Here is a 14,811-nt window from a genome sequence, read left to right on the forward strand (position 1 = left end):
CGTAAGGGTTAAAGATTCTTGAGCGAACTGGGGTTTGTTCTGCGCCGGGGGAGCGCGACCGGGTTGCCCGCCGAGTCCTGGAGTATTTCCACATCGGCGTCGTAGATGGCGCTGATGAGCCCGGAGCTGAGGACCTCGGTGGGGGCGCCTTGGGCGAACACACAGCCACTGCTGAGGACCACGATGTGGTCGGCGTAGGCCGCCGCGGCGGCGAGGTCATGGAGAACCACCACGACCGTCTTTCCCTCGTCGGCGAGGCTGCGCATCGCTTTGAGGACGTCCTCGGCATGCGCCAGGTCCAAAGCCGCGGTGGGTTCATCCAGCAGGACCACGGGGGTGTCCTGGTAGAACACCCGGGCGCAGTGCACGCGGGCGCGCTCGCCGCCGGAGAGAGTGGGGAGAACCCGGGGGAGGAGGTGCTCGATCTCGCAGGTGGCGATCACCTCCTGGCGAAGCTGTGGGTCCGGCGTGGACCACGGGTGCCGGCCGAAGTCGAGAACCTCCTCCGCCGTGAAGGGCACACCGATCGGGTGGTGCTGGGTGAGTACCGCCCGCCGTCGCGCGAGCTGCTTGCTGTTCAGCTGGCTGACGTCCTCGCCCGCGAGGAGGATCTGCCCGGAGTCGATGTCGAGGTCGCCAGCGATCGCGGCGAGCAAGGTCGACTTTCCGGCACCGTTCGGCCCCACCAGCGCGGTGACCTGGCCTGCGGCAGCGGTGAAGCTGACGTCGTCCAGTAATTCGTGATCGTCCACGCTGAAATGCAGGTTTTCTACTGTGATGCTCATTAGTGCTTCACCGACCTATCGGAACGAATCAGCAGCCAGAAGAAGATCGGGCCGCCCACGATGGAAGTCAGCATTCCCAGCGGCAGATCGGTGCCGGTGATCAGCGCCCGGGCGGCGAGGTCTGCCAATGTGGCGGCGAGCGCACCGCCGAGGAAACACGCGGGAACGAGTGCGCGGTGGCCGGGGCCGATGAGCAGCCGCAGGGCATGCGGAACCACGAGCCCGATGAACACGATGATCCCGGAGAACGCCACACCTGCAGCCACGACAAGCGCTGCGATAGCGATAACCACGCGGCGGAGCGCGACCACGTTGATTCCGAGGTGTCCGGCCTGGGATTCCCCTAAGCTCAGGATGTCCAGCTTGGGTGCTAGCACCCAGAGCAGGGCGGCGGCTGGGGTGGTCAGCGCCAGGATGATCCCCACCTGGGACCAGTCGGCGCTCGCGAAGCTGCCCATCTGCCAGAAGACGATGCGATCCCGCGCCGTGGTGCTGGCGATGTAGGTCAGGAAAGAGACGATCCCACCACACACGGCGTTGACGGCCACGCCGACGAGGATGATGCGCGCAATATCGCGGCTTCCGCGTGCGCTTGCTGCGACGATGGCGGTCGCTGCGATTCCGCCGGCGAAGGCGCCGATGGCGATGGTCCAATTCGAGGTCAGGATCGCTGCCAGCCCCGCGCTGCTCAACCCAAGGGCTCCGGCAGCGCTCGCTGTGCTGAGCACGGTGGCCAGCGACGCCCCGACTGCGGCACCAGAGGAGACACCGATCAATCCGGGTTCGGCCAGCGGGTTGGCGAACACCGCTTGCAGCGCCAAGCCGGAGACCGCCAGCCCCGCGCCGACGATGGCGGCTAGGGATACCCGGGGTAGGCGGACCTCCCACAGCACAACATCAAGGGATGTTGATTGCCCAAGGCCGGTGACGATGTGCGCCAGGGAGCGGAGGGACTGCCCAGCGCTGGCCCCGAATTGTCCGACCACGACGGACCACAGGATGGCCGCTACCAGACCAACCGCGAGAGTGGTAATCACCGCTGGGGTTTTGGCGGCACGCAGGCGGTTCCACCGCCTCCGGATGGCCCGCCGCGGGTCGCGTTGGAAGACGAGCCCGGTGGCTTGGCCGCCTTTGGCTGCAGTCGAACGAGGCGCCTTGGACTGCTTTTTGAGCAGGCTAGTCGCCATAGAGCGCCTCCGCCATCGCATCGATGACACCTGGGGTATTTGGCCCGAAGGAGAGCAGTTCGGAATCCGGAACGTCGAGCACGGAGCGGTTCTTCCCCGCTGGGGTCTGTGATACGCCCGGAACCTCCAGCAGGCCATTGACCCCGCCGACGGACTCCAGGCCACTGCTCATGACGATGAGCGTGTCTGGGGCAGCCTCGATGAGCGCCTCGGGGGTCAGTGGGGTGAAGCTGCCATTGATGCCCAGCTTCTCGCCGGCGTCAGTACCGCCGAGCCTTTCGATGAGGCTTCGGCCACCGGATTCCGGCCCGGCGATCATCGCCACACCGGTTCCTCGCACGTAGAGGATCATCATTTTGCGGCCATCTGCGCGGGACTGCGCGGATGCGGTGGCCCGGTTGAGCTTTTCGTTGATCTGGTCTGTGACCTGGTCCGTGGCTTGCTCGAGGCCGATCCCGACGGCGACCTCCTCGACGAGGATGCCGATGGTCTCCGGGGTGCGTTCTGCCGTGATATCGATGACCTTCACCCCAGTTGCCCGCAGCTTCTTCATGACCCGGCTCGGACCGATCGAACCATCGGTGAGGACGATATCGGGGCGCAGGCCCAGCACCGTTTCGGCGTTGATCGAGTGGCCGCCGGGGGTGACCAGGGGGAGGTCTTTGACTCCCGGGAAATCGGAAGCGGTGTCTCGCCCGATGAGGTTTTCCCCCATGCCCAGCGCCCATACCGCACGGGATAGCGCACCTGCGCGATCTAGCGTGAGGATGCGGGCGTCCCGCGCCGGGGACTGCTCCACCGTCTCCCGGTCGACGAGGACGTCGGGGTCGCGGCTGGGGAGGTGTGCAGAGACGTGGCCCGTGGGGGTAGGGGTGTGTGAACTCTCGCCGTCGCGAGTAGGTGCTGTCTTTTCTGCCGAGGTTGCCTGCGACTGCTCGGCCTCGGGGGTGGGCCCCGAACTTGGTGCCCCGCAGCTGCTCAGGGCAAGCACCGCCACGAGGGAAAGCGGCAGAAGTGCGCGCTGTGGGGGTGTCCGCATGGTGGGCGTCCTTAGGAATTCTTGACTGCAACAACATAGGCTAGGTTAACCTCGGTGAGGCTAGCATAACCTAGCTTTACCTTAGGAAGGGGTTCCAGAATGAAGACAATCCGCACCGCACGCCCACGCGCAGTAACCGCTATCGCCGCACTCATGGCGCTGAGCCTGCCCCTGCTGGCAGCATGCTCAGACGATGGATCGGAAGAGCAGGCGTCGGCCACCGCCACCACCGAAGCGCCAGCCAGCGAGGCATCGAGCGAGGCCCCGAGCACGTCCGCTGCCGCCGAGTCCAGCGAAAGCGCCGAGGCTGCAGAAGGCGGCGAGGTGAAGATCACCGCAGACCCAGTTGAAAACCTCGCAGATGGGCAGAAGATCTCCGTCAAGGTCACCGGCCTGGACCCGGAGGCGGGCTACTACGGCGCCATCTGTGCTGCGGAAGGCGTCCCGGGTAAGCCGATGCCAGACTGCACCGGCGAGCGGGGTGAGGCCGGAACCCAGCAGTGGATCACGCAGAAGGACGGCGGCACCGCCAGCCTCTCCCCGGCAGGCGAGACCGAGTTCGAGCTGACCGCAAAGCAGAAGGGCCAGGCCGTCGACTGCGCCACGCAGGAATGCGTTCTGAAGATTTTCGGTGACCACACCGAGGGCTTCGAGGACGTCGCAGACATCCCGGTTACCTTCGCCAGCTAGCCACAGCAGCAAAGCAGTGGCCGGGCAATAGTGTGAATGGGCGCTGGGGCGATAGACTTGGTGCTCGATAATTCACGCACAACTAGGGAGCACGATGGCTGGCAACTCGCGACGGCACGGCGGCGTACGCAAGAACAAGAAGGGCCCGTCGAAGGGCTCGGCCGGGGAGAAGCGCCGCGGCCTCCGTGGTAAGGGGCCGACCCCGAAGGCGGAGGACCGCGTCTACCACCAGGCGCACAAGCGCAAGAAGGCCGCGCAGCGCCGGGCATCCGGGGCGCACGACCGCCGCGATGCCTTCGGTGGCAACGAGCTGGTCGTCGGCCGCAACCCCGTGGTGGAGTGCCTGCACGCGAACGTCCCGGCGTCCGCCCTGTACGTCGCGGAGGGCACCGGCAACGACGACCGCCTCTCCGAGGCCGTCCACATCTGCTCCAGCCGCGGTATCTCGGTCCTGGAGGTCAGCCGCCAGGAGCTGGACCGCATGACCGGCAACGGGCTGCACCAGGGCATTGGCCTGCAGATCCCGCCGTATAAGTACGCAGATGTCCACGACCTCATCGAGCGCGCCGCGGACTCCGCCACCCCCGGCCTGGTCGTGGCGCTGGATAACATCACCGACCCGCGCAACCTGGGTGCGGTGATCCGCTCCGTGGCGGCCTTCGGTGGCCACGGCGTGGTGATCCCGGAGCGTCGCAGCGCGTCCGTTACCGCCGTGACCTGGCGGACCTCCGCAGGTACGGCGGCACGCCTGCCGGTCGCGAAGGCGACGAACATGGTGCGCGCGCTGAAGCAGTTCCAGCAGAACGGCTACCAGGTCGTCGGTCTGGACGCCGGTGGGGACCACACGCTGGACACCTACGACGGCACGACGCCGACGGTGGTCGTTGTTGGCAGCGAGGGCAAGGGCCTGTCCCGCCTCGTCGGGGAGACCGCAGATACGATCCTCTCGATCCCGATGGCCGACAAGGTTGAGTCCCTCAACGCCTCCGTGGCTGCAGGCGTGGTGCTCAGCGAGTTCGCCCGCCAGCGTCGCGTGGCGAAGAAGTAGGGCCAGATATTCAGGCGAAAGGCCGCGCTAGCGAGTGTTGCGCGGCCTTTTCTATGAGGTGAACGGGGGATGAGCCCGTTTCCGAGGCTCTCAGCGCTGGTGGTTCTCCGGGTTGGCGCAGGAGTCCGCCTCACACAGCGGCACGGAACTATCCGCACCCGGCTGCGAGCTAGGGCCCGCCGTGCCTGATTGGCCGGCCCGGCCGGCGACCCCACTTAAGCCCTGACCCGCGGCATAGGAGGCGGCGCGCACCTCGTCGGCGTCCATCCGGCGACCCCGCAGCCACTCGATGAACCAGCAGACCAGGTAGATCAGGAAGCTCAACGTCGTCACGAAAACGGAGACCGGCAGACCGGGTGCCAGCGAGAGCACCAGCCCGCCCACCGCGGCCGTCACCGAGAACACCGCGGACAGAACCACGGCGACCAGGGGATTGGCGGTGACTTTCACCGCCGCCGCACCTGGGGTGATCAGCAGGGCGATCAGCAGCAGGGCTCCCACGATCTGCACGCCCTGGCTGGCCACCGCACCCAGCAGGGCAGCGAAGAGGACGGAGAGCAACCGCACCTTCACCCCGCTAGCAGCGGCCATCGTCGGATCGACGGTGGCGAAAAGCAGCGGCCGCCACAGCAGCGCGATGACCGCGACCACGATCACCGTCATCACCGCCAGCATCTTCATATTCGACGAGCTCACGCCAACGATCTGGCCGGTGAGCAGGCTAAAGGCGGTGGAGGAGCGCCCCGGGTAGAGGTAGATAAACAGCACGGAAAGACCCATGCCGAAGCTCAACACCACGGCGACGATGGAATCCTGCTCCCGGGCGCCCACCACCCCGAGGACCACCGCCGCGCAGACTGCTCCGAGGAGCGCGCCCCAGGAGACACTGAAGCCGAAGAGCAGGGCGGCCGCCGCGCCCATCAGCGCGAGCTCGCCGGTGCTGTGTGCCGCGAAACTCATATTGCGCATCACGATGATCGGCGCGATCGCCCCGGAGAGTACTCCCAGCAACAGCGCTGCGAGGATCGACTGCTGCACGAAATCCACGTTCAGCAGGGCGAGGGTGTCCGCCCACCACTGGCCGGTGTGAAACGCGCTCATAGGACGATCACCTTCCCATCGACCTCGATGACCTTCACCTCGGTCTGGTACAGCTCCGAGAGGGTCTCGGTGTTCATGACCTCCGCCACCGTGCCCTGCCGGTGCCCGTGCGGGGTGATGTACAGAACCCGGTCGGTGACCTCGAGGATCGGGTTGATGTTGTGCGTGATGAACAGCACCGCGGCGTTGCGTTCCCGCCGCTGGCGCTCCAGCAGCTCAACGGTGGCGCGCTGGGCGCGCAAGTCCATGGAGAGCAGCGGCTCGTCGCACAGCAGGATCTCCGGGTCGCCTGCGAGCGCCTGGGCCTGGCGGATCAGCTGCTGCTGGCCACCGGACATCTCCCCGACGCGGCGGTCTGCGAGCCCGGCGGCGCCCACCTCGGCGAGCGCGGCGTCGACCTGCTTCCGGCGGGGGCGGCGGTTGCGGAACACGCCGTGGGCGGTGGAAAGGCCCACGAGGTCGCGTGCGCGAATCGGCAGGTTCGCGGGGAACATCCGCTGCTGCGGGATGTAGCCGATTTTTCCTTCCACGTCGACGGTGCCGCGGATCAGCGTGCGCTGCCCCAGCACCGTCTGGAAGAGGGTGGACTTGCCTACGCCGTTTGAGCCCAAAATAGCGAGAAATTCCCCCGGGGCGACCTCGAGATTGAGGTCGCGCCACAGGGGTTCAATCGCGGCGTTGTGAAACGCTAATCTCATGCGTCCTCTAGCTGCTTGAGGATGTCATCCACGTAGTCGAAGTACGTGGTGCCCCGGTCCGGGGTTTCGTTCACGTTTACGGTAGCAACGTCCTTATCCTTCGCGGCCTTCGTCAGCTCTTCGGCGGCCGGGGTCTGGGCCTGCTCGTTGGTGATCAGGACGTCCAGCTTGCCGTCCGTGATCAGCTTCTTCGCGGCGGCGAGGTCTGCTGCGGAGGGCTCGGCCTCGCGGGCCACGGCCTTGGCGAAGGACTCTGGGGTGATGTCCTCGAGGCTGGAGTCCTCGACGATAGCCTCGGCGACGGACTCGGTCAGCATGACCTTCTTGCCCGGCAGCTTCTTCATGCGCTCGGTGTAGGACGCGGTCTTCTCCTTGATCTCGGCGTCCTCGTCCAGCTCGGCAGGGAAGTCCTCGTCGAGCTCGTGGAGCTGGGCTGCGAGGTTATCGGCGAAGGCGTTGACGATGTCCATGTCCAGCCAGGCGTGCGGGTTCTGGCCGCTGCCGTGATCATGCCCGTGGTCGTGGCCGTGATCATGCCCATGGTCGTGATTGTGACCCTCATGGTCATGGTCATGCTCGTGGGCGTGCTCGTCGTCGCCGTGGTCGTGATCATGGTCATGGCCCTCGTGACCGCCGTGATCATGCTCGTGACCCTCGTGATCGTGGCCTTCGTGATCGTGGTCATGGCCCTCGTGATCGCCGTGATCATGCTCGTGACCCTCATGGTCATGGCCTTCGTGATCATGGTCATGCCCATGGTCGTGATCGCCGTGGTCGTGCGTGTGGGCCGCAGCCAGCGGGAGAGCGGAAACGATCGGGGCGTCGTCCGCATTATCGGTGAGCCAGTTGTCGTAGCCCGCGCCGTTGGCAGCGATGAGGTCCGCGCTCTTCGCCTTGGCGATGTCGGCCGCGGTGGCTTCGTAGCCGTGCGGGTCGTCGTCCTTGTTCTCCATGATGGTCTCGACGGAGAAGGTCTTCTCCGCGCCGTCGACGCTCTCGATGACCGCCTTGGCGATGTCTCCCCAGACCGGGGTTGAGGCGACGATCTTGAATTCCGTGTTCTCGGCCGGGTTGTCCTGCGAGCCGCCCTCGGAGCAGGCAGCGAGGCCTGCGGTGAGGGTGAGGGCGCCGAAGATGGCGGCGCCGCGCTTGCGGGTGGTTGCACTAAAGTTCATAAAAACTTCTCACGGTTGTTGGTAATGGGAACTGGTTGCAATAAGCAATGTAGTGCAGCACCCCTCCACCCAGCAATTTTTTGGCCAACCGCCTACGGTAAGAAGCATGAATCAACCCGCCCGCCGAGGCACCCTCGCCTCCATCGCCGCCGAGTTGGGCGTATCCCGAACCACCGTCTCCAATGCCTATAACCGGCCCGGCCAACTCTCCGAGGAGCTGCGCACCAAGATCCTGCAGACCGCGGAGAAGATGGGCTACCCGGGGCCCGACCCCATCGCGCGCTCCCTGCGCATCCAGCGGGCGGGGGCCGTCGGCGTTCTCCTGACCGAGGAACTGACCTACGCCTTCGATGACCAGGCCTCTGTTGAATTCATGTCTGGCGTCTCGCAGGCCTGCGGCGAGATGGGTGTGTCCATGCTGCTCATCCCCGCCGGGGTGCAGTCTGATGGGAAGGACGCCACCGCCCTGGTCAACCAGGCCGCTGTCGACGGTTTCATCGTCTACTCCGTCGCCGACGAAGACCCCTACCTGGAGGCCGCCATCAGCCGGGGACGACCCGTCGTCATCTGTGACCAGCCCGCCGGCCGGGAGGGGGTCCGCTTCGTCGGTATCGACGACCGCGAGGCCATCAAACCGGTCGTCCGTCGTCTCGTCGACGCAGGTCACCGCAAGATCGGCATCCTGTGCATCCGACTGGATCGGGAACCCAACAACGGGCCCGTCAGCCAGGAGCGGCTTGCCGGGGCGCGCATGAACGTGCAGCGGGATCGTGTGACCGGCGCGCTCGAGATCCTCGCTGAGGCGGGCATCGATACCGCCAGCGTGCCCCTCGTGGAGCGCCACATTAACGACGCTGGAACTACCGAGGACGCGGCCCGCGAACTGTTGGAGAATAACCCGGATCTCACCGCCGTGGTGTGCACGACCGACTCGATGGCGCTCGGTCTGCTGCGCTACGCCGAATCGGCGGGCATCGACGTGCCCGGCGATCTCTCGGTGACCGGTTTCGACGGCATCCCGCAGGCCGAGGCCGCAGGTCTGGTTACGGTGCGCCAGCCCTCCCGCACCAAGGGGCGGCTGAGTGGTGAGCAGCTCGCGGAGGAGATCAGCGAGCGCCGGAAGGCGGCGAAGAACCGGAAGTCCGCGCCTTCGCGGGCGCAGTCGGAGAACCCGCCGGCGGTCTACCTGGAGACCACGGTGCTGGACGGAACTTCTATCGCCGCCCCGCGGGCTTAGGGAAAGCGGGCACTAACCACCCAGCTCCGCGGGCGACTGCACCGCGGGCACTAATGACGCAGCTCCGCGGGCAACTGCGCCGCGGGCTCAAAGGATCTAGCTCCGCGGGCAACTGCGCCGCGGGCACTAACCACGCAGCTCCGTGAGCTGCTGGAGTGCGTCTCGAACGGCGAAGGGGCTGCCCAGGCTACGGGTCGCCGCGGTGGTGTCCGCGAGTCGGCCGCCCACGTGGACGCCGACGTCCGGGCGTGGCTGGGTGAGGGTGGCGAGGACGGTTTCGTCGGTGACGTCGTCGCCCAGGAAGAAGACCACGTGCTCCGGCAGCTGGGTGCGCAAGCCTGCCACGTAGCTGCCTTTCGTTGCCGTGGCCACGCTGAGTTCCAGGATGTCGCGGCCCCAGGTGACCTGCACCGGAACCGCCGGGGTGCTGCAGGTGGCCGCGAACTCCGCCAAACGTTGATTCGCTTGCTGCGCGGCCTCGGGGCTGGCGGCCTGCCGGGTGTGCAGGCCCACCGAGTACGGCTTGTACTCCACCCACATGCCGCGGTCGGTGGCTGCGATCTGTTCGGCGTGCTCGCCCAGCTTCTGCAACACCTGCGCTCGAGCCGAGGGGGCGGGGGCTGCGGAACCGTCCGTGGTGCTGCCGGCGGCGTCCTCGCTCGAGGTGTCGGTGCCGCCCGAGAGTGAGTCCTCCGCGCCGTGGGAGCCGACCAGGCGGATATCGTCCGGGCCCGGGTTTTCGAGTACCGGTAGGCCGGTGACCGCGGAGAGTTCGCGCAGCTGGCGGCCGGAGATGATGAGCACCGTCACCCCCGGGAGCCCGGCGAGCTCGTGCAGTGCCTCCAGCGCGCCGGGGACCGCGCGCACGTCGGTGGGGGAGTCCGAGAACTCCGCCAGCGTGCCGTCGAAGTCGACCGCGAGTAGCAGCCTCTCCGCCGCCGCGAGGTAGGAGAGATCCTCCGCGCCCAGAGTGTCGGGCCCCAGCTTGTTGGGATCCTGTTCCTTGGGACGCGGTGAGTTGGGATTCTGCGGGCCTGGGATCGGGGTGGCGGGCATTGGCGAGCTCCTTAAAGTGTTCTCTTCGCGGGGCCCGTGGCAGCCCCTGGGGGCGGGTACTGCCTAGGCGCGGGAGACCATGCTCAGCGACTTCGGGGTCTCCCACTCCGGGGCATCCGGGTGGAATTGCTGCAGCCGCAGCGAGCGTCCACCGTCGCGCGTGTAGGTCAGTGTCTGGTTCTCCAGGACATCGCGAAGGCGCTCAGCGTTGCGCTCATCGCTCGGTGCGCACTGGGATTCGCCGCCGATTTCCTCGACGCTCAGCTGACCGACCTCCAGCTGGGAATCCTTCTCCCGCCACTGCACGTCGGCCTTGAGATTCAGGCAGCCGCTCGCCCCGGTCAGGGAGTCCTCACCAATGACCAGGAAGAGGCGGCCTTCCTGGGTCTCCGGCAGATCCGCCGGAGTCTCCGGGTCCTGGTAGATGCGGGTGACCTGCCACTGCGTCCACCCCACCGGGGATTCGGACTCGCCGCAGGCACTAAGCCCCAGCAGGCCGGTGGCAGCGAGGATGGCGGCACCCGCCTGAGCCACGGTTCGGCCCCGCTGAGTTCCGCGCAGGTTTCTGAGTTCCATCACCGTTCCTCCCCACTCGGGGACGTCGCGTCCGTGCGCAGTTCGGCCAGGAAGCTGTCCGCCCAGTGGTCGACGTCGAACTCGCGGACGTTCTCCCACATCTTCCGCATCCGCGCCCGGCGATCCGAAGGCGTGGAGGTCGCCGCCGCGAGGATGGTCTGCGAAAGCTGGGTTTTATCGTAAGGGTTGCACATGAACGCGCTGGTCAGCTGCGTGGCTGCGCCCGTGAACTCCGAGAGCACCAGGGCACCAGTGCCATCCGAGTGGCAGGCTACGTACTCCTTGGCCACCAGGTTCATTCCGTCCTTCAGCGCGGTGACCAGCATGATATCCGCCGCCAGGTACAGCGCCACCAGCTTCTTGAAGGACTGGTTATTGTGCACATAGCTGACCACCGGCCGGCCCATCGAGCCATGCTTGCCGTTGATTCGGGAGACGATGCGTTCCACGTCCTTGCGGGTGGCCTGGTAGTCCTCCAGCCGTTCCCGCGAGGGGGTGGCCACCTGCACCATCGAGATGTCCTTGGCCTTGAGACCGTGCTTCTTCAACTCCCCGGAGTCCAGCAGCTCCTCAAGAGCCAGCAGGCGCTGCACGATGCCCTTCGTATAATCCAGCCGATCCACCCCGGCCATCAGCACCTTCGGTGAGCCGAGCTGCTGGCTCAGGTGCTGCGCCTTGGCCAGCGTCTCCGGCTGCTGTGCCTGTCGTTCGACGGCGGCGGAGTCCAGGGAGATCGGGAACACCCCGATGCGAGTGACATGCTCTCGGGCCTGCTGAGTCTTCCCAGCGACCTCGGCCTGTGCGTCGGCAGCGGCAGCACTGGTCGCCGCGGGATTCGTGGTGCACCAGCCGATGACGGAGTTCTCCTCCGGCAGGCGGGCGCCGTTGACGAACTCGGCGTCCGTGGGGTCGTCGTAATGAACGTCGAAATCCAGTGCGCGGAGCGTATGCAGGAAGTTCCGGGCGCTGTCCTGGGTCTGGAAGCCGATGAGGTCCGCGCCGAGCGTGCCGGCCAGCACCTCGCGGCGCCACGGGAGCTGGCGGAACAGCTCCGGGGCTGGGAAGGGGATGTGGAGGAAGAAACCAATCTTCAGGTCCGGGCGCGCCGCGCGGATCATGCCGGGCACCAGGTGCAGCTGATAATCCTGCACCCACACCGTCGCGCCGGGCGCGGCCTCCTTGATCGCCTTATCCGCAAAGCGGCGGTTGACGGCGTGGTAGCTCGCCCACCAGGAGCGCTTATAGCGCGGATGCACAATCAGATCGTGGTACAGCGGCCACAGCCCCGCATTGGAGAAGCCCTCGTAGAACTCTTCGTAATCCGTCTCGGAGAGATTCACCGGGATCAGGTCGATGCCGGTCTTCTTGCGCGACGGCATTTCCTTGGACTTGACCTTCTTGGTCGTTCCGGGCCAGCCGATCCACGCGCCGTTATTGTGCTGCAGCACCGGCTTGAGCGCCGTGACGAGCCCGCCCGGGGAGGCGACCCACTTATCGTCGATCCGGTCGACGGGCAGACGGTTGGCGATAACAAGGAAATCCGAACCACCGTCGGTGGCCATCCTGCCTCCTGAAGCGCTTCCTAGGTGCCGATTATGGCACCAAGTGTACGCGGACTACTGGGCCTTCTTCGTGGCCTTTTTCGTCGCCTTCTTAGCGGCCTTCTTGGCGCTCTTCTTAGCAGCCTTCTTCGTGGCCTTCTTGGTCGCCTTTTTCGCAGCCTTCTTGGTGCTCTTCTTGGCGGCCTTCTTCGCCGACTTCTTCGTGGTCTTCCGGCTCGCCTTCTTCGTGGCGGCCTCGTTGGCCTCCAGCTCCTCGACGACCTTGCGGTGGATCAGGCCATCCGGCTCGACGCCGAGCATGCTCATCAGGGTCACGCCGTCCAGGAAGTCCTCGGCATAGGTGGCAACGATCCGCTGGGCGGCGAGAGCGGTTTCCACCGGTACGGCGTGCAGAGACTCGGCGCTAGCTGGACGATTGTCTGTGACCTTTGGGGGCACTGGCATCCTCTTTCACGAAAACTTTTGAACTGGCGGTGGGCTTTGACGGTGAATCAAAAACTCGTTGCCTGGTAACGGGCCTATTCTACGCTAATCAGTCCCGGCCGTGTTCGGAGCCCGCAGCTGAGGCACCATCGCCGGTGAGGTCCTGCTGAGCCGGGGAGTCGGCCTGCTCCTGCGGCTGCTGTTGTGCCTGCTTCTCGTTCTCCCGGATCTTCGCGAGCTTGCGGCGCTGCCTCGTCCGTAGCAGGGAGTCGATGCTCCACAGGGACCGGGTGCCCTCCCGCTTGCGGCTCATCCGCGGCACCGAGCGGTCCATCGGGTGCTGGTCCAGGGGGTGTGCCGCGTGGTTGCCGTGTCGGCGCCGTGGCCGGCGTTCGCGCACCGCGATGCGGGGGCGGCGCAGGCCGTACTCCCGGTGCAGGATGCGTGGGCGACGCAGGCGGCGGGCCACCCACTCGCCGAAAACCACGCCGGCAGCCAGTGTCGTCGCCGTCGCCGCAGCCAAGGCCAGGTTCGACATACCGATGACCAGCTTGTCCTGCAGGATCGAGGACATTCCACGGTATAGCGCCAGGCCTGGCAGGAAGGGGGTAATGCCCGCAGCCGCGGTGATCTGCGGCGGCACCATGTACCGGCGGGAGAGCAGACCACCGGTCATTCCCACCAGAATCGCGGCTGCTGCCGCCGGCATCATCGTGGAGCTCTCGGCCAGCACCTGGACGATATTGTGCGCGATGGAGGCGACCAACGCGGTCGCCGCGGCGACTACCGTCGCGCGCCGCTCCGTGAAGCAGGCCAAGCAGAAGAAGACCGTCGCCGCCGCGCCAGAGAGCACGCGCACCGTCGTCCCGCCCAGTACGCCTGAGGTGGTGGACACGTCCAGAGGGGTCATGTCGATGCCGACCATGTGGACGAACTGCAGGGCCGCGCCGATACCGGCGATGATCGCGCCCGTGTTCAGCACCGTCTCGAAGAAGCGGGCAGAAGCCGTGACCGGCGCCCCCGTCACCGCATCCTGGAGCGCTTGGACCAGCGTCAACCCCGCCAGCTGCGCGACGATACAGGACGCCACCACCAGTGAGGGTGGGAAATACCAGCCGCGTTCCGTGGCGAACTGCGTGACGACCGCGGCGGGCAAGACCGCGATGAAGCCACCCAGGAAGTTCTGGTAGAACTCCGGCAGCGACTTCGACGCCAACCACGCCGTCGAGAACATGATGAACAGGGTCGTGATCGTCGCGACGAAAGCGACAGCGTAGCCACCGCCCAGCAGCAGGGCGATGGAGAAGGCAAACCCACCCCAGGAGAGCAAAGCCCAGCGGGTGCGGAACGGCAGGGGGCTGCGCTCGATCTGGGCGAGAATCTGCTCCGCGGTATCCAGCGGGGTGGCGCCGGCGATGATGGAGCGCACCAGCCGGTCGATCTCCGTGAGGCGGGAGAAATTCGTGCTGAGGGTCTTCACGACTCGGAAGGCGGACACGGGGCTGCGGGACTCGTCGTTGTGGGCGTACACGGTGATGGTGTTCAGCGTGATGTCCACGTGCGTGTAGTGCAGGCCATACGCGGCGGCGATCGCCTTGATCTCCGCCTTCGCGTCCGAGTTGCCGGTGCCGGCGGCCAGCAGTTGATCCCCGATGCGTGCAGCAAGGTTCAGTACGCGGTGGATTTCCTCCGGGTCCGTGAGGTTCACCGGGGCCAGCGGCGTCGGCGGCGGCGCTAACCGAATCCCGTCGATGGTCGCGCGATTGCCGGTAAAGAGCATGTCGCTGGCGCGTCGGGCGAACCGAGCTAGATAATTTGCCACAACCACACCGTACACAAGGCCCCCTCCCGCACTTGAGGTGATGGTGGGTCTAAAAATTCGTGGGCTCTCGTGGTGGGCTGCTACTCTTTAAGCGCTCATGCCTCGTACGGGGCGTTGGGTGTGCCGAAGTGGCGCAATTGGCAGCGCAACGCACTTGTAATGCGTAGGTTGCGAGTTCGAGTCTCGTCTTCGGCTCTGTGAAAGGCTCCGGGAAACCGGAGCCTTTTCTTTATGTCTTGACTCTTGCTCCGGGGTGCGCCCGGGAGGCCGTGCGGGTGGCGGGGATAAGTTCTTAGTGGTTTGGGGCATTCAATAAATGGGGAGGAAGAGAGAGTTTTGGAATAATGACTTTTCAGGCGAAATAAAAATTAACTCCAGTTTTGCCCTCTATTAACTCGCGATATAACTGGGG

At 66.0% G+C, this 14,811-nt stretch carries 14 protein-coding genes and 1 tRNA gene; 4 read left to right on the forward strand and 11 right to left on the reverse strand.

The window, feature by feature from the left end; translation table 11 throughout:
* Nucleotides 1-8 precede the first annotated feature (8 nt).
* Genes HMPREF3088_RS09305 through HMPREF3088_RS09315 form a run of 3 tightly spaced genes read right to left on the reverse strand, consistent with a single transcriptional unit; the run spans nucleotide 9 to nucleotide 3,011 of the window.
* A complete protein-coding gene (locus tag HMPREF3088_RS09305; RefSeq protein ID WP_070759686.1) occupies nucleotides 9-785 on the reverse strand; it encodes a heme ABC transporter ATP-binding protein in 777 nt (258 codons plus the stop codon).
* On the reverse strand, nucleotides 785-1,972 hold the full coding sequence (locus HMPREF3088_RS09310; protein ID WP_070759688.1) for a FecCD family ABC transporter permease: 1,188 nt from the start codon (nucleotides 1,970-1,972) through the stop codon (nucleotides 785-787). Before HMPREF3088_RS09310 ends, HMPREF3088_RS09305 begins: the two co-directional genes overlap by 1 nt.
* Nucleotides 1,962-3,011 carry a heme/hemin ABC transporter substrate-binding protein gene (locus tag HMPREF3088_RS09315; protein WP_070759690.1) on the reverse strand — a complete coding sequence of 350 codons (1,050 nt, stop codon included), beginning with the start codon at nucleotides 3,009-3,011 and terminating at the stop codon, nucleotides 1,962-1,964. The genes HMPREF3088_RS09310 and HMPREF3088_RS09315 overlap by 11 nt, the downstream gene beginning before the upstream one ends.
* Before the next feature lie 99 nt (nucleotides 3,012-3,110).
* On the opposite strand from HMPREF3088_RS09315, the gene HMPREF3088_RS09320 reads away from it, so the two are divergent.
* On the forward strand, nucleotides 3,111-3,701 hold the full coding sequence (locus HMPREF3088_RS09320; RefSeq protein ID WP_070759692.1) for a neocarzinostatin apoprotein domain-containing protein: 591 nt from the start codon (nucleotides 3,111-3,113) through the stop codon (nucleotides 3,699-3,701).
* A 94-nt stretch (nucleotides 3,702-3,795) separates the two neighbouring features.
* On the forward strand, nucleotides 3,796-4,749 hold the full coding sequence (gene rlmB / locus HMPREF3088_RS09325; RefSeq protein WP_070759695.1) for a 23S rRNA (guanosine(2251)-2'-O)-methyltransferase RlmB: 954 nt from the start codon (nucleotides 3,796-3,798) through the stop codon (nucleotides 4,747-4,749).
* Nucleotides 4,750-4,839: 90 nt separating this feature from the next.
* Here rlmB and HMPREF3088_RS09330 read toward each other — a convergent pair whose 3' ends face one another.
* From HMPREF3088_RS09330 to HMPREF3088_RS09340, 3 genes are read right to left on the reverse strand one after another with little or no spacing between them, the layout of a single operon-like run.
* Nucleotides 4,840-5,850: a metal ABC transporter permease gene (locus HMPREF3088_RS09330; RefSeq protein ID WP_070759697.1), complete on the reverse strand. Its 1,011-nt coding sequence runs from the start codon at nucleotides 5,848-5,850 to the stop codon at nucleotides 4,840-4,842.
* Entirely contained in the window at nucleotides 5,847-6,548 is a 702-nt protein-coding gene (locus HMPREF3088_RS09335) for a metal ABC transporter ATP-binding protein (protein ID WP_070759699.1), read from the reverse strand. Before HMPREF3088_RS09335 ends, HMPREF3088_RS09330 begins: the two co-directional genes overlap by 4 nt.
* Nucleotides 6,545-7,723 (reverse strand): metal ABC transporter solute-binding protein, Zn/Mn family, encoded by a 1,179-nt coding sequence (locus HMPREF3088_RS09340; RefSeq protein ID WP_070759700.1) that lies wholly within the window; start codon nucleotides 7,721-7,723, stop codon nucleotides 6,545-6,547. The genes HMPREF3088_RS09335 and HMPREF3088_RS09340 overlap by 4 nt, the downstream gene beginning before the upstream one ends.
* Before the next feature lie 106 nt (nucleotides 7,724-7,829).
* Between HMPREF3088_RS09340 and HMPREF3088_RS09345 the strand changes: the two genes are divergently transcribed.
* Entirely contained in the window at nucleotides 7,830-8,960 is a 1,131-nt protein-coding gene (locus tag HMPREF3088_RS09345; protein ID WP_070759702.1) for a LacI family DNA-binding transcriptional regulator, read from the forward strand.
* 126 nt (nucleotides 8,961-9,086) lie between these two features.
* Here HMPREF3088_RS09345 and otsB read toward each other — a convergent pair whose 3' ends face one another.
* The 5 genes from otsB to HMPREF3088_RS09370 form a co-directional block, all read right to left on the reverse strand.
* Complete coding sequence (otsB, locus tag HMPREF3088_RS09350; RefSeq protein ID WP_070759704.1) at nucleotides 9,087-10,016, reverse strand: trehalose-phosphatase; 930 nt, start codon at nucleotides 10,014-10,016, stop codon at nucleotides 9,087-9,089.
* 63 nt (nucleotides 10,017-10,079) lie between these two features.
* Nucleotides 10,080-10,592 carry a hypothetical protein gene (locus tag HMPREF3088_RS09355; RefSeq protein ID WP_070759706.1) on the reverse strand — a complete coding sequence of 171 codons (513 nt, stop codon included), beginning with the start codon at nucleotides 10,590-10,592 and terminating at the stop codon, nucleotides 10,080-10,082.
* Entirely contained in the window at nucleotides 10,592-12,154 is a 1,563-nt protein-coding gene (locus HMPREF3088_RS09360) for an alpha,alpha-trehalose-phosphate synthase (UDP-forming) (RefSeq protein ID WP_070759708.1), read from the reverse strand. The genes HMPREF3088_RS09355 and HMPREF3088_RS09360 overlap by 1 nt, the downstream gene beginning before the upstream one ends.
* A 54-nt stretch (nucleotides 12,155-12,208) precedes the next feature.
* Nucleotides 12,209-12,592: a hypothetical protein gene (locus tag HMPREF3088_RS09365; protein ID WP_210401525.1), complete on the reverse strand. Its 384-nt coding sequence runs from the start codon at nucleotides 12,590-12,592 to the stop codon at nucleotides 12,209-12,211.
* Nucleotides 12,593-12,686: 94 nt separating this feature from the next.
* Nucleotides 12,687-14,399: a threonine/serine exporter ThrE gene (locus HMPREF3088_RS09370; RefSeq protein ID WP_371441317.1), complete on the reverse strand. Its 1,713-nt coding sequence runs from the start codon at nucleotides 14,397-14,399 to the stop codon at nucleotides 12,687-12,689.
* Nucleotides 14,400-14,521: 122 nt separating this feature from the next.
* Between HMPREF3088_RS09370 and HMPREF3088_RS09375 the strand changes: the two genes are divergently transcribed.
* Nucleotides 14,522-14,594 (forward strand) — tRNA-Thr (locus HMPREF3088_RS09375).
* The last annotated feature ends 217 nt before the right edge of the window (nucleotides 14,595-14,811 follow it).

This window comes from Corynebacterium sp. HMSC22B11 (assembly GCF_001815965.1).
Classification (GTDB): Bacteria; Actinomycetota; Actinomycetes; order Mycobacteriales; family Mycobacteriaceae; genus Corynebacterium.